15 protein-coding genes are annotated in these 14,370 nt (G+C 50.1%); 10 read left to right on the forward strand and 5 right to left on the reverse strand.

What is annotated here, in order from left to right; genetic code table 11:
• Positions 1-12: 12 nt before the first annotated feature.
• Genes Q1A69_RS07435 through Q1A69_RS07445 form a run of 3 tightly spaced genes read left to right on the forward strand, consistent with a single transcriptional unit; the run spans position 13 to position 2,236 of the window.
• Positions 13-429: a DUF350 domain-containing protein gene (locus tag Q1A69_RS07435; protein ID WP_299583400.1), complete on the forward strand. Its 417-nt coding sequence runs from the start codon at positions 13-15 to the stop codon at positions 427-429.
• Positions 430-442: 13 nt separating this feature from the next.
• On the forward strand, positions 443-1,066 hold the full coding sequence (locus tag Q1A69_RS07440; protein WP_299583404.1) for a DUF1190 domain-containing protein: 624 nt from the start codon (positions 443-445) through the stop codon (positions 1,064-1,066).
• A 3-nt stretch (positions 1,067-1,069) separates the two neighbouring features.
• Entirely contained in the window at positions 1,070-2,236 is a 1,167-nt protein-coding gene (locus Q1A69_RS07445; protein ID WP_299583407.1) for a glutathionylspermidine synthase family protein, read from the forward strand.
• A gap of 124 nt (positions 2,237-2,360) precedes the next feature.
• Here Q1A69_RS07445 and Q1A69_RS07450 read toward each other — a convergent pair whose 3' ends face one another.
• Positions 2,361-3,998, reverse strand: a complete 1,638-nt coding sequence (locus Q1A69_RS07450) for a PAS domain-containing sensor histidine kinase (RefSeq protein WP_299583410.1) — start codon at positions 3,996-3,998, stop codon at positions 2,361-2,363.
• A gap of 309 nt (positions 3,999-4,307) precedes the next feature.
• Here Q1A69_RS07450 and Q1A69_RS07455 point away from each other — a divergent pair, with 309 nt between their 5' ends.
• From Q1A69_RS07455 to Q1A69_RS07465, 3 genes are all read left to right on the forward strand, one after another.
• A complete protein-coding gene (locus tag Q1A69_RS07455; protein WP_299583413.1) occupies positions 4,308-5,720 on the forward strand; it encodes an amidohydrolase in 1,413 nt (470 codons plus the stop codon).
• Complete coding sequence (locus tag Q1A69_RS07460) at positions 5,717-7,018, forward strand: amidohydrolase family protein (RefSeq protein WP_299583416.1); 1,302 nt, start codon at positions 5,717-5,719, stop codon at positions 7,016-7,018. The genes Q1A69_RS07455 and Q1A69_RS07460 overlap by 4 nt, the downstream gene beginning before the upstream one ends.
• A 166-nt stretch (positions 7,019-7,184) precedes the next feature.
• Positions 7,185-7,580 carry an MAPEG family protein gene (locus tag Q1A69_RS07465; RefSeq protein ID WP_299583419.1) on the forward strand — a complete coding sequence of 132 codons (396 nt, stop codon included), beginning with the start codon at positions 7,185-7,187 and terminating at the stop codon, positions 7,578-7,580.
• A gap of 91 nt (positions 7,581-7,671) precedes the next feature.
• Here the strand turns inward: Q1A69_RS07465 and Q1A69_RS07470 are convergent, their stop codons facing one another.
• The 3 genes from Q1A69_RS07470 to Q1A69_RS07480 form a co-directional block, all read right to left on the reverse strand.
• Positions 7,672-7,968, reverse strand: coding sequence for a YebG family protein (locus tag Q1A69_RS07470; protein WP_299583421.1), 297 nt, complete (start codon positions 7,966-7,968; stop codon positions 7,672-7,674).
• Between the two features lie 378 nt (positions 7,969-8,346).
• Positions 8,347-8,964 carry a LysE family translocator gene (locus Q1A69_RS07475; RefSeq protein ID WP_299583424.1) on the reverse strand — a complete coding sequence of 206 codons (618 nt, stop codon included), beginning with the start codon at positions 8,962-8,964 and terminating at the stop codon, positions 8,347-8,349.
• Positions 8,964-9,569 (reverse strand): DUF924 family protein, encoded by a 606-nt coding sequence (locus tag Q1A69_RS07480; protein ID WP_299583427.1) that lies wholly within the window; start codon positions 9,567-9,569, stop codon positions 8,964-8,966. The genes Q1A69_RS07475 and Q1A69_RS07480 overlap by 1 nt, the downstream gene beginning before the upstream one ends.
• Positions 9,570-9,747: 178 nt before the next feature.
• On the opposite strand from Q1A69_RS07480, the gene Q1A69_RS07485 reads away from it, so the two are divergent.
• From Q1A69_RS07485 to Q1A69_RS07500, 4 genes are all read left to right on the forward strand, one after another.
• Positions 9,748-10,044 carry a hypothetical protein gene (locus tag Q1A69_RS07485; RefSeq protein WP_299583430.1) on the forward strand — a complete coding sequence of 99 codons (297 nt, stop codon included), beginning with the start codon at positions 9,748-9,750 and terminating at the stop codon, positions 10,042-10,044.
• 63 nt (positions 10,045-10,107) lie between these two features.
• Complete coding sequence (locus Q1A69_RS07490) at positions 10,108-10,908, forward strand: DUF6249 domain-containing protein (protein ID WP_299583433.1); 801 nt, start codon at positions 10,108-10,110, stop codon at positions 10,906-10,908.
• 10 nt (positions 10,909-10,918) lie between these two features.
• Entirely contained in the window at positions 10,919-11,473 is a 555-nt protein-coding gene (locus Q1A69_RS07495) for a sigma-70 family RNA polymerase sigma factor (RefSeq protein ID WP_299583436.1), read from the forward strand.
• On the forward strand, positions 11,466-11,840 hold the full coding sequence (locus tag Q1A69_RS07500) for a hypothetical protein (protein WP_299583439.1): 375 nt from the start codon (positions 11,466-11,468) through the stop codon (positions 11,838-11,840). The genes Q1A69_RS07495 and Q1A69_RS07500 overlap by 8 nt, the downstream gene beginning before the upstream one ends.
• A gap of 448 nt (positions 11,841-12,288) precedes the next feature.
• Here Q1A69_RS07500 and Q1A69_RS07505 read toward each other — a convergent pair whose 3' ends face one another.
• Positions 12,289-13,617 (reverse strand): ATP-binding protein, encoded by a 1,329-nt coding sequence (locus tag Q1A69_RS07505; protein WP_299583442.1) that lies wholly within the window; start codon positions 13,615-13,617, stop codon positions 12,289-12,291.
• Positions 13,618-14,370: the final 753 nt, after the last annotated feature.

A 14,370-nucleotide genomic window follows, 5' to 3' on the forward strand; every position in this document is an offset into this window, starting at 1 on the left:
GGAGAAGTATCAATGGACCAGCCCTATGACTTAATGACTGGTATCCTTCACTTTGCGGCCTATTTTGGTCTGTCACTGGTATTTTTAATTGCGTTTAAATTTCTCTACGCACTGGTGACACCCCATGACGAATGGAAATTAATCCGTGAAGATAAAAACGCAGCCGCTGCCATCGGTTTTGGCGGTGCGGTGCTGGGTTTTGCTATTGCTGTAGGCGGTGCCGCCAGTAACTCTGTTTCCATCATTGACTTCGGCACCTGGGCATTGGTCGCCCTGGTTGCTCAAATAATAGCATTTGCCATTATTCGTTTTGGCTTTATGCCGCGTATTGTTGAGCGTATTGAGGATGGAGAGGTTAGCGCCGGCATTATGCTGGCCTCCACCACTATTTCTGTTGGTGTCCTCAACGCAGCTTGCATGAGCTACTGAGCGGAGAGTGAGGATGAAGCGAAGCAAAAATATTAACCTTACACGGATGCGTAAAGGTAAGGGGACCAGCTTTGTACTGCGCCCTCTGGCTTTGGGGATTACTGCGGCCCTTATGGGTTGCTCCTCAGAGGAAGAGGTCAAGGTAGTGTCTTCCGTTGAGGACTGTGTAAGTAATACACAGCTTGATGAGGCACAGTGTGAGTCAGCCTATCAGCGGGCGCTCGCGGAAGCTGAACGCACCGGGCCCAAGTATGCCAATTTATCTCAGTGTGAGGCAGAGTTTGGCAGTTGTCGGGATAGCGGCAGTGGCTTTTGGATGCCCCTGATGACGGGCTTTATGGTTGCCTCCATGCTGAATGATAACGATCGGCGTTATCGCTCCTCTGGTTATTACAACCCGGTTTACCGCTATTCAGCCTCCGGTTCCCGCTACTACGATCGCCTGATGACTGCCGATGGTCAGGTTATCGGTCGCCACGGTAAAACGTCCTATACCGTGGATAAGAGTGCAATGGATCCGAAGCCCAAGGTCACCAAGACCGTTTCCAGAGGGGGCTTTGGCGCGGTGGCTTCGGCTAAATCCAATTGGGGCGGTGGTCGCTCCAGTAGCGGTCGCTCCCGCAGCTGGGGAGGCTGATTAGTGCTGAGGTTACCGATCGGTGAGCGCCCGCGCTGGAAAGAGCGGGCGCAGGAGTTTGGTTTTCATTTTCACACTCTGTATGGAGAACCCTACTGGGATGAAAGCGCCTACTATCAGTTCACCCTGGAACAGATAGAGCGGGATATTGAAGACCCCACCGAAGAGCTTCACGGAATGTGCCTGGATGTTGTGGCCAAGGTGCTTGAGAATGAGGCGCTATTACGCCGTTTCTGCATCCCGGAACAACATTGGGATTTTGTGCGCAACTCCTGGAAAAATGGTGACCCCAGTCTCTATTCTCGCTTGGATTTTGCCTACTCTGGGCAGGGACCGGCCAAGCTTTATGAAAATAATGCGGATACTCCCACCAGTTTGTATGAAACGGGTTTTTGGCAGTGGCTCTGGTTACAAGATAATGTGGATAGGCGTGCTCTGCCGTTGCAATCAGACCAGTTCAACAGCTTGCAGGAAAAGCTGGTTAACCGCTTCCATGATTTACAGTTTTTGACGCCCGGCCGAGAACTGCACTTTGCCTGCTGCAAGGATACCCTGGAGGACCGCGGCACGGTTCAATACCTTCAAGACTGTGCTAGCGAAGCCGGTATCACCAATCATTTTGTGTTTATCGAAGATATCGGCTGTGATGCGCAAGGGGCTTTTACCGATTTGCGCGACCAGGTAATTACCTGGATGTTTAAGCTTTACCCCTGGGAATTTATGTTCCGTGAAGAGTTTGGCTCTTTGCTGGGCGGTAACAATGTGCGCTGGTTGGAACCACCCTGGAAAGCGATACTGTCCAACAAGGCGTTACTGCCCATGTTGTGGAAGTTGTTTCCGGGGCACCCAAACTTATTGCCCTCTTTCTTTGAAGATGAGCTGGATAAAGCCAGCAATTATTCGGAGCTGGTAAAAAAGCCAATTTTTTCTCGAGAAGGAGCCAATATTTCAGTGGTGCGTGGCAGCGATGTGCAATCGCTATCGGGTGGGCCCTATGGAGAAGAAGGCTTTATTTACCAGGCAATGCATCCCCTGCCGAAGTTTGGTAAAAGTTACACTCTGTTGGGCAGCTGGCTGGTGGACGATATGGCAGCAGGTATTTCAATTCGTGAGGATGGAAATTTGGTGACTCAGGATATGAGCCGTTACCTCCCACACATTATTCTCTAAAGAGCCTACACAAAAAATTTGCAGAATTAGTGGCGATTAAGCACTAGATACCGACTTATATTCTCAGGTTCTTAGAGATTGGCTTTCTGGCTGGCTAAGTCGCTCTATTGTGGAGTGCGGACCTTCACCCTTTAGGTGTTGCCAGTTGACCGCTTAAAATCAGTTCCTCAATTTTCTTGCTGAGCCTGTCGTAAGTAAAGGGTTTCTGGATGCAGTCGAGCACGCCATCGGCGATAACTTTCTGGGCTTTGCTGTCGACACTGTAACCGGTAGAGAGGATTGCTTTCACCATAGGGTTAATGCGTCGCAAGAAGGCGAACAACTCCTGTCCATCCATACCGGGCATGATCATATCGAGGATAACCAGATCCACTTGATCACAATACTGCCGGTAATAGGTAATAGCCTGCTCTGCAGAGGCAAAAGTGACCACTCTGTGGCCATTCATCTCAAAGAGTGTTTTCGAGTAGCTGCGGACAATGGCCTCATCGTCAACCACCATGATGCGCAGTTTGCGCTCGGCCGGTAAGGATTCTGCCTGTTTTTGTTGGGTGTTTGGCTTTGCCTCGGCGATAGGCAGGTAGAGTTGAAATGTGCTGCCCTCTCCCTCCCGGCTGCGACACTGGATGGCGCCCTTGTGTAAATGAATGGTGCCGTGCACAGCAGCGAGCCCCAGCCCAGCCCCGCGCCCGCTCTCCTTGGTCGTGAAAAAAGGTTCAAATATTCTGCGTCGCACCTCGGGGGACATACCTGTTCCGTTATCGTCAATGCGAATCAGCAGATAATGACCAGGTTGCATTTCAAAGTCGGCAATAGTGGTCACTTTTTCGAGGGTAATATTACTGCTGGTAAAGCTCAGTCTGCCGCCATCAGGCATGGCATCTTTGGCGTTGATACCGATATTCAGCAATGCGCTTTTCAATTGGGCGGGATCACCGACCACATGGGGGCGGCCGGCCTCTAGCCGCTGTTCGATGCGAATACGCCGATCAATAGTGCGCTCAAGCATGGCGCAAACATCGCGGGTGATTTCATGGGTATTGCAATCTTTGAGTTGATAGTTGCCTTTGCGCGCAAAGGTGAGCAATTGCTTGGTCAATTCGGCAGCATGGCGCGCGGTGGTGAGGATATGGTTCGTGTACTCGCGAATGCGCGGATCTTCCGCGATTTGTTGGATAACTTCGGCATAGCCGCTGATCCCATGGATCATATTGTTAAAGTCATGAGCGATGCCGCCGGCTAATTCACCGATGGCCTGCATTTTCTGTGCCTGACGCAACTCTTCTTCCAGCAAGCGCTGTTTGGTGATATCTGTTCCAATACTGAGAATACCAGTAGGGCGACCATTCTCACCGGATAGGATTTTGTTGGTCCAAGCGATCCAAACTCGCTTACCTGATTTGGTGATATTTTCGTTGATGTTGTAGCGATGTTCCTGGGGATGGTCGCAGACATGCTGAATCAGTTGGCGTAGGTCGCGGCCACTGGATTCACCGGCGGGCACGATGGTGCCTACCAGGTGTCGGCCAATAATTTCCGCTTCGGAATAGCCAAACAACTGCTGCGCGTACTCATTAAAAGAGGTAATGCGACCATTCTTGTCGCATCGTAAAATGATTGAGTTTGCATGCTCAACCAGCTCGCGATAGCGCTCCTCACTTTTACGTAGGGCCTCGTAAACCTGATGGGAATCCCGGCCTTGGGTACTACTAGTGATAATGGGAGATGAGGGGAATGCCGGAAAGCTGCTTTCTTTGATCACCTGTTCTCCTCCTGAATTATTGTTGAGTATTTTTTCACCAGAAATTGCATCATGCGGAAATAAAAAAGTATATAGGGAAGCAATGGGTTTTTTGACCTGGTTTGTAGTCATAGCTGACAGGCCATTATTTATAAACCCTTTTGTAATTGTGTGTTTATGAGGGTGTGATCCACATCAATTTGTATTGTCTCGCTGGATACGTAGGCTGCGAACGCATCGGGGTGGCAAACTTTTCCTCAGAAGTGGTGGCTAAGACGAACCAACCTGATAGCATTCACCGCCATCTTCAAGACCATTGGATGAATTACTATGCAGCTGCATTCTCGAGTTTTCGGGCGCGGCATCGCGGCTTTGCTTTGTGCCTCGCTGTTGATGTCTGCCTGTGGTGAGAAGAAGGCCGGGGGCGAACAGAGGTCCCTGGATTTCTCTCGCCTGGATGCCTTTCCCTCAACGTATTCTGTTACCCAGTCTCAGCCGGTTCTTATTCAGGACGCTACTCTGCTCACTGGTACCGGTGAGCAACTGGAGAACACCGACCTTCTACTGGAGGGCGGAAAGATTGTCCGAATCGGTCAAGACCTCAAAGCTCCTGAGGGTGCCTTGGTGGTCGATGGTACGGGCAAGTGGGTTACTCCCGGTATTATTGATGTGCACTCCCACTTGGGGGATTACCCGGCCCCATCCATTGAATCCTCTCAGGATGGCAATGAGATGACATCGCCAAATACTGCACAGGTATGGGCGGAACACTCTGTGTGGACTCAGGACCCGCAGTTTCCCCTGGCCTTGGCTGGTGGTGTAACCACTCTGCAGATTCTGCCGGGTTCTGCCAATTTATTCGGCGGGCGCAGTGTCACCCTGAAGAATGTACCGGGTCGCAGTGTACAGGATATGAAATTTCCCGGTGCGCCCTATGGCTTGAAAATGGCTTGTGGTGAGAACCCCAAGCGCGTTTATGGTGGCAAGGGTACTTCTCCTTCAACTCGAATGGGCAATGTGGCCGGCTATCGTAGCGCCTGGATTGATGCCAGCAATTACAAGAAAAAGTGGGAAGACTACGTAGAGAAAGGGGGCGACGAGCCTGAGCGCGATCTGGGCCTCGAGACCTTGGCTGGCGTTTTGAACGGCGATATTCTGGTGCACAATCACTGTTATCGCGGTGAGGAAATGGCCGTGATGATGGATGTTGCCGATGAGTTCGGTTTCCAGATTTCCACTTTCCACCATGCCGTAGAGGCTTATAAAGTGGCCGACCTGCTGGCCGAGAACAATGTTTGTGCGGCCATGTGGGCGGACTGGTGGGGCTTTAAGCACGAGGCCTTTGACATGACAGAAGCGAATATCGCCATTGTCGACCAAGCGAAGGCCTGTGCCATGATTCATTCCGACTCCGGTGTTAGCGTTCAGCACTTGAATGAAGAGGTGGCCAAAGCAATGACTGCCGGTCAGCGCGCGGGCTTCGATATTCAACCAAAAGATGCAGTGACTTGGATGACCCTCAATCCTGCCAAGGCGTTGGGAATCGAAGCGCAAACGGGCAGCCTAGAAAAAGGCAAGATGGCCGATGTAGTGGTTTGGTCCGGCAACCCATTTAGTGTTTATACCCATGTAGACCAGGTTTTTATTGACGGTGCGTTGATGTACGACCGTTTTGATAAGAAGCGCCAACCGCGCAGTGATTTCGAATTGGGTATTCTCGATGCAGAGGGAGAGCGACTGTGAAAAAATTAGCGGTATTTTGTGCGCTGGCCCTGGGGGTGCTGACGGCAGGCACCCAGGCTGAGAGTGTTCTGATTAAGGGCGGCAAGGTCCATACTTTGGCTGACAAGGGCACGTTGGAGTCGGCCGATGTATTGATTGTCGACGGCAAGGTGGAGCAGGTGGCACCCACCCTGAATGTCTCCGCCGACAGGGTGATTGATGCAAGTGGTAAGGTGGTTACCCCTGGTGTTATCGCTCCTATTTCTGAGCTTGGTCTAGTGGAGATCAGTGCAGCCAGTGGGACCAACGACCACGCCGTGACAGGGGAAAGTATCGGTAGTGCCTTTAATCCATTGCCGGCCTATAACCCGAAATCGACCTTGATCCCGTTCAACCGTGCTGGCGGGGTGACCAGTGCCGTGGTGTTCCCGGCAATTAGCACTTGGGATACGGCTGCCGTTGAAGCTCAGAGAGTATTTGCCGGGCGTGGCTTTGCGATCAAACTTAATGGTGAGTTTGATAGTGTTGAAGCGAAAGATGTTGCCCAGAAAGCCTATCTCGGGGAGACCGGTGCCCAGTTGGCAGGCGGCAGCCGCGCTAATGCCTTTGCCAAGGTTGAAAGCGCTCTAAGCCAAGCCAGGGAGTACCGGGATAATCGTGCGGCAATTCGCAAAGGGGATTGGCGCGAACTGGACTACAGTTTGGCAGATCTGGAAGCACTGCAACCAGTGATCAATGGCACGGAACCTTTGTTGATCACTGTCAATCGCGCCAGTGATATCTTGGTCGTTATTGAGTTGGCCCAGGCTTTTAATGTGAAGCTGGTGGTGCTCGGTGCTGCCGAGGGCTGGATGGTGGCCAATCAGCTGGCCCGGGCCCAGGTGCCCGTTGTGATCGATGCGATTGACAACTTGCCGATCTCCTTCTCCAGTCTGGGAGCGCGCTTCGATAATGCCGCGCTGCTGACAAAAGCTGGCGTTAAGGTGGCCATTAGTGGCCCGGGTTATGCTTCCACCCACAATGTGTATCTCTCCCGTCAGTCTGCGGGTAATGCAGTTGCCCACGGCTTACCCTATGAAGAGGCGCTCAAGAGTATCAGTAGTAATGTGGCGGATATTTTCAATCTCGATGGCGGGACTCTGGAGAAGGGCGCAACGGCCGATGTAGTTGTCTGGAGCGGAGATCCGCTGGAAGTGACGAGCTATCCAGAGCAGGTGCTGATTGATGGTGAGCCGCAATCTCTGGTCACCCGTTCAACCCGCTTACGCGATCGCCACCTGAAGCCAGGAAAGGGGTCGGGTTTTGGGTACCGCCACTGACAGACAATAGCGGCTGATCAAAAAGAGTGGGCTCTGCCCGCTCTTTTTTTGCCCACTAAGAATGAACAAAAAGGTCCACTCGCTTGTGACCCATTGATGTGGTCGGGGAAAGGGTAGTGGCGATATATTTGTTGTTCACCGGATTAATAAGAAGAGGCGAGGGCCCATGGCCAATATAACAGCGCTGTATACCAGCCTTTGTGCAATTTTGATTCTCTACTTAGCGGGTCGGGTGGTGCAATTTCGCCGTACTCAACGTGTGGGTATTGGAACAGGCGATGATCGCTGCAATGAGGTTCGTGTACGGGTGCATGCAAATGCGGTTGAATATACCCCCATTGCGTTGTTACTTCTGTTGGTTGCCGAGCTGGGTGGCCTTCCAGATATTTGGTTGCATGGGTTTGGGATTGCATTTCTTCTCTCCCGCGTTTTCCACGCTTATGGTTTGACCGCAGGCAAGGGCGGTACACATACAGGGCGTTTCTGGGGCACTGTGATTAGCTGGCTGGTGATATTGATACTGGCCGCAGTTAATATCGTAATATCGGTGAAGTCTCTGTAGGGCAATCAACGGTAATGTGGGGTGTAGAGCGCTTAAAAGCTAAAAAAGCCCGGTTGAACCGGGCAGAGTACAGGGATAAAACGATAGGTTTTTACTGGTTGGCGGCGAAAGGCGTTACTGTCTCAGCAGAGGGATCTTCGCCGTGACCCTCATCTTCCAGCAGGACTTCCGGTTTGCCCTTGCAGGCTTTGGCTAGTGCATCACGGCGCTTGGCCAGTAGCAAGCCGATTTCTTCACTCACTTGCTCATCAATACCTTCAACACTCCGCTCAATCAGCGTAGTAATGTTGGCGGCAAGCTCCAGCATCTTATCGTGTTCTTCAGCATCTTTTTTGTTGTCGAACATAGCTCCGTCTCGATCACATTTCCAAACAGCTACTACGGCCATAATATGCCTCCCAATTGCCCTTCAGACATTCCAGTTTGTTTGTATGGCTATACGGTAACTGTATATATATTCAGTGTCAATGGTGGCTCCTGTAGAAATACAGGATGGGGAATTGCGGTTAGATTAGCCGCCATTGCGATGGCCGGGCTACCGGAAATTGTGGTAACTGTCATAATGCCGTCCTGCAGCCGGGTGTACTCCCCCCAGGCACCCGAGCTGCAATCTCCGCAGTAAACAGGCCCATTTCGGGCCTGTTTTTTTGCTCGGTGAATAGGTGCGTTTTGTATCGGAGAGGAATCAGGCTCTTAGCGAGAAGTGATACAAGGGCGAGAGAGTGGGCGCACGGGGCGCCCGAGCGGCTCGCTCACATTAGGCCAGCTAAATAGTCAGCACCAAGCGAGCGGCCAAGCCTATCAGCAGCAAGCCAAACAGTTGTTGAATACGGTGGCCAAGATGTTTGCTCACCAGTTGGCGCTTGCGGCTGGCATGGACAGTCAGGGCCACGATGCAGTACCAGAGAGTATCCACTCCGGAGACCATGGCGGCCATACCCAGTTTGGTAGCGAGGGCTTGTTGCTCTGAGACGAACTGGCTGAACAGGGCGGTAAAGAACATAGCGATTTTCGGATTAAAGAAAGCCACCCCAAAACCCTGCACGATAGATCGGCGAACACTCAAGTGAGGAGCTTCCAGCTGCGTAGCCGCCGAGCCCGGTGCCGGTGCGCTTAAAGCCTTCCAGCCCAGGTACAGCAGCATCGCCGCACCACCCCACTGCAAGATGCTAAACAGAAGCGGCGAACTGGTGATCAGTACCGCGAGGCCGAAGGCCGTCAGTGCCGCGTAAATGGCAACGCCCGCACCGTGTGCTATAGCACTGGCTAGGCCCTGCTGAAGGCCGGAAGTTGAACAACGCATCACAATCAAAAGACTGGGACCAGGTGACATGGCCCCGAGGGCGCAGATGCCTGCAAGTGATAACCAACCGAGTAAATCCATTATTTAAAGCCGCCCCCTTGAGCCAGCCAGCGCTTCTCTTCTTCTGTGGAAACACGGCCGAGGGCCGCATTGCGGTGCGGATAGCGGCCAAACTGCTCGATAACCGCTTGGTGGGCCAGGGCATATCGATAGTGAGTGGCAAGATAGGGGGCAATCGTCTCATTATCCCCATGGCGCTTCTGCAGTTGGGCGAAGTATGCCACGGAGCGCCGCTGAATAGAGGGTTTTTCACTGTGCTCCAGGGGCATACCAATAAAAGTCTGTTGGAATACCCCGAGTTCTTGCTCTTCTCCCCGTTGCAATATCGCCTCGCAGATATCGAGGGCTAGCGGGTCACCCCGGAAGGCGAGATGTGAACCACGATGAATATTGCGAGCAAATTGGTCACACAGTAACAAGAGGGCGAGTTCACCGGCCAGGCTTTGGCGCCAGTGCTCCAGCTTACCCTCCAAAGCCTCGTTGGTAACTTCTGCAAAGTCTCTCGCTATTTGCAAGTCCAGCTTTGGGTCTGCTAAAAACCAGCGCCTTTGGCATTCCTGCGAGGAATGGTAATCCAGAGTGTGGCCACCAAACCAGAAAGTCAAAATCTCCTTAATGCCAGGCATTTATTTGCCCCCCGAGCTAAAAGCGCGATTATTGCGACATTTATACTTGCTGGTCCAGTGTGGCTAGAAAGTATGTCCTTACAAGGGTGGCCCTAAGAAAAAAATTCTGCGCCTGCATCCAAACTCGTTTCTGGACCCGTCATAGAAGCGTACAAGGAAAATCGATCAGGAGGTCACAATGTTTACTGCGAAATCACTTAAGAAGGTACAATTTTGCGCCGCACTGATACTGGCGCTTGGCGGCATGCAGGTCGGTCATGCAGGGGCGACTGAGCTGGGATTTTCCGTGGAGGATATCCATCGGCAGCTTACTGAGAAAACGGACCAGCATTTTTTGCAAAAGCTCAGTGAATGCAAGGCAATAGATAATGGCCAGGGCAGCGACCTCCGTTATCCGGTACGTATTGCCAAAGAAAAGGTCCGCCACGGCGCTACACCAAGCCCTTACAGCAGAGGTCGTATTACGGTCATGTAGTGTGACAGGCCCCCCCAACCCGACGGTTACCAGTAGAAAAAAGACAACGATAGAGAGTAAGTAATGAGAGCGAGCAATTCACAATCCCTGCAGGTAGCTGCCCGCTGGGTGGTAGCCTTGACGGTAACGTTTGCCGCCCTGGGCAGCTGGGCCCAGGAAGGCAGCGGCAGAATGCCCGAACCACCACTGCCACCGGTACTAGAAAATGAGGTACCCAAGTCCGATACACGTGTACGGATTATGCGCGATGACGACGGTGTATTAATTATCAAATCCCAGGGAGAGGACGGCGAGCGCAGCGAGGTTCAGGTGGACCTGGGTGCTGAATTTGGCGGCCCCCTGAGTCAGCGAATAATCGAGAGGCTTGAGAGTAAGGGCATTCTCGATGAGCGTGGTCAAGTCGTTGAAGAGGCCCTGGATAGCGTGCCAGAGAACGTGGAAATCGGGCTTTCGAAGCGCCATGAAGAGGGTTCAAGGGCTTGGAGCGGGAGAGAGCACCATTCAGAAAATATGTTTGACTGGCTGGTACCCGTTGTTGCCCTCATCTGTGTTTTTGGTATGCCAGTGTTGATTGTCTGGCTAGTGACACAAAATAGTTACCGCAAAAAGCAACTGGTAATGGAAAACATCAACCGTATGGTGGCCGATGGCCGCGATGTCCCCCCTGAAATGCTCGATATGCTGGAGGGCAACAGCCCCAGGAACCCCAATGATCGAGGGATCACACTGATAGCGATTGGCGCAGCAGTATTTATCTGGCTCACAGCTCTGACGGGAATCGGGGTGGGTAGCCTGGGACTGATCCCACTGTTCATCGGCCTGGCCCGCTTTATCAACTGGAAGCTCGATAACAAGCAGGTGTAGGACCGGGAATATGGACCTCAATGACGAGGAATTGATCAGGCGCACCGTCAAAAGCGGGGACCAGCGGGCTTACGCCCAGCTGGTTCGTCGCTATCAGTCACAGTTGCGATTCTCGCTCCGTCAACTGTGCGATGGCGACCAAGGCTTGGCGGACGATATGGCGCAGGAGGCTTTTATTAAAGCCTACAAGGCACTGCCTGCATTTCGGGGGGATGCTCAGTTTAGCACTTGGCTCTACCGTATTGCCTACAATCTCGTAATGAGCCATAAACGCAAGAATGCACCGGAGGTGGATCAAGAGGCGGTGGACCGGGCCCAGGCTGAAGAGACTGTGGAAGAGTCTCAGCGTTTGGGGATGGCTAGGGACTTAAACTCGGCAATGGGCGCCCTGAGCGATGCTCAGCGCCAAGCCATACACTTATGTATGCAGCGGGGTTTCTCCCATGAAGAGGCGGCAAGTATTATGAAGCTGCCGCTAGGTACGGTAAAATCCCATGTTAACCGCGCGCGGGCAAAGCTACAGAGCTTATTGCAGCCGTGGCGCGAGGAGGTGGTTAATGGCTAACTTTGAACAGCGCAACACAAGGGGAAATACCTTGGCTGATTTAGCGATAGAGGGCAAGGACCCACAGTTTGATGCCTGGCTAGCAGAGCAGCTGCAGTTCGATGAACCTTACCTCGATGATGACGGCTTCTGCGAGAATGTGATGGCAAAGCTGCCTGCGCCCTCGCAACAGAGTGAGCGCCGAGCAAGCCGCTTCCAATACGTGGCCGTGCTGGCAGCCTCCGGCATCGTTGCCTGGCAATTTCCATTTGGCGAAGTGTTGAGTGAAGCTGCGCGTCAGTCCATCAGCCTATATAGTTTGGTTGGCGTGGGAATGCTCTCCTCACTAGTGGTCATGGCTGGTGGTATTTTCGCCGCCCGTCGCTGAATACCTGGAGGCACGTAAGGGCATTATTCAAGGTTCAGGCCTGCTTCTAGCAATATTAGAGGTGGGCTAGTAGATTTATTTCTGACAATCCTTGTCCTACCTTCGTGCTTCTCTCCCCCCCCCTTTTTTTGTTTCGCTGCTCCCAAATGGTTTGATTTTGACTGCTTGCTAACTGAGATTGACTGAAAATTAAATTCCGCTCCGTAGAGGGAGTTTCCTGTCATTTTTTCAGAAGCTCTTTCTTATTTGTTTGGACTGTTTGTCAGTTTAAACTGCACGAGGATAACAGGAAGCTCTACTCTAACTTCTCTATTGACCTTTAGCGTGAGAAATAAAGTCTTAAGTAGTCGAGCTTCAGTCAGATTTACGCAGCTTTTTCTCCTTACTATGTTGAGTAACTTATATGGGTTACATTGAAAATCGCATTTTCCTCGGCTAGGTGCGGGCATTAGCCGATATCCGAAAAAAAATCATGTGCACTTGGTAAGTCTCCATATTCTTCCCAGTAAATTGCCTGAGCTAAAAGTGTTGTGTTTTGGATTGTTTTTAGCTTTTGGCGCGATTTTTCTAGAATGTCTAGCCCTGCTTTTTCAATGTGCGGCTTAATAATTGTCAAAATTCGATTCCAGCTATTAGTTTCACTCTCTTGATTTGGTGCCCATGAGGGGGGTAGGTTATTAGTTTGCTCCGAATACATAACGCTTCCAAACTCAGGGAATAAATATGATATTGCATTGCTCTGAAAGTGTGGGTCGCTTGATAACTCCCATGGAAGATTTAATGCGAAATTTACCATTTCAATAGTGTCAAAAGGGCAGATAACGAACTCATTTTTCATTAATCCATAAGTAAAAAGCCTTGTATTTCTTCGAACGTGCTCGTGATATTGAAATGCTTGTAGGGGGTTGTTGTAATCTTCATATTGTTGAAAGCAGGAATCAACCTGATCTTGTATGTCCTTTATAGTATTTGATGAGATTATATTAGTTGGCAACCATGACTGCTGTAATTTGTATGGTCTTTCGATTAAGTGATGTGTCACATGGTTTCGTAGATTGTTAAAGCTAAGTCGTTTTTCGCCAAATTTAACTACAGCAGATCTAAGAAGTCCTGATCTTCCAAACAATACGCCTCCATTCATCCCGTCAAATAGAACTTCGGGCCCACTCAATGCATCACTTAATGCTAAGCCCCATGAGTGCGCAGTAGTTTGCAGCCCGGTATGAAGGTTTTTATCCCACTCTTGGTGAAAGCGATCATTTGGTTGTTGTACGACCTGAATGTTAACATTTATTTTAGAGGCTAAATTTTGTGCGATTTTTATATCCGCTTCGCTGTGATTTCCTAAAAAATGTCTTGAAGTCACTAATCTTGGGAGATTTCTTTGTTGAGACTTGAAGGATAGAAGAATATGTCTTGAATCTCTTCCTCCCGATAATCCCATAACACACGGGGTTTCTTTGGGGATTGTATTAACCGATTTGTTAATCAACTCATTATAATATTCATATACTTCATAAGTGTTGTTATATGGCTCTGCTATTTTATGCTTTTTGTTGTTTGGGAGGATGTTTTTTTCGCTGCTCGACTTCACGTTAGTAAATGGAGTGGTATTGTCAAGGAGGTCGCCAAATAACAATAGCATTGTTATCGCATTCCAGTTTATTTTTGCATTACCTTCTTTTGCTTTTGTGAGTAGTTCAGCTGCAATTGCCTCATTTTTTCTTTTAGTGTGCTCTAATTTTTCAGATATGCATTTTATGTTGTCGAGTGGCATTTATAATCCTATTTTTTTGGTTAACACATTTTTAATTGAATTTTCTAATGGTTTCTTGGGTTAAGTCGCCCGAATGTAAAGCGTAGAGCGGGTCGTCAATCGAGCAAGCTTGTTGGTGTGGTTATATTTGTTGTTCCATGTCTATGAGCAGAAAATCTAGGAAGTAGCCCGCTATATAAACCTTACTAGGTTTTTCGGTAAAATAAAATGTTGGATCAGTATGGCAGCCAGTAGATTTTTTTTGGGTATGCCTTTGCTGATGGTTCCTGGCCTAATTGGGTGTTAGGGTTGGGAAAATCCTTTTTTTTTGATGGGTGCTTCTAGAATAACGGTCTAATTATTCTTTGTAAAACTGGGCTGTTGAATATTCCGTCAAATATTGAGTTTGGCTATCGGTTCTATTTACGGTGTAAGTAAGCCTTTAGAAAAGCTTGATAAAATTTATGTCGCCTATTTTTCTGGCATGGAAATCTATGAGGTCGCTTATTTTTAATAAGGTCACAAAGAAAGTACCTTTCTGAGTTGTTGAGTGTTGAAAACGTCATCAATTCTAGATATTCACCCTTAATAAAAATATTTTTTATTATTCTTTAAGGGGTGAGTTTAAAGGGGGCGAGTATAGAGGCCGGCTGCCCGAAGGTGCATGTTTATGTTAACTTGGCGAGCTTGTGAATAATGCCTAGATTCCCATAACAACCGACACACTTGGCAATAGCGAGAGAGGTCAGCTGGCTGTAGGCTAGTAAGCTTCCA

It is taken from the genome of uncultured Microbulbifer sp., assembly GCF_947498635.1.
GTDB classification, from domain to species: Bacteria; Pseudomonadota; Gammaproteobacteria; order Pseudomonadales; family Cellvibrionaceae; genus Microbulbifer; species Microbulbifer echini.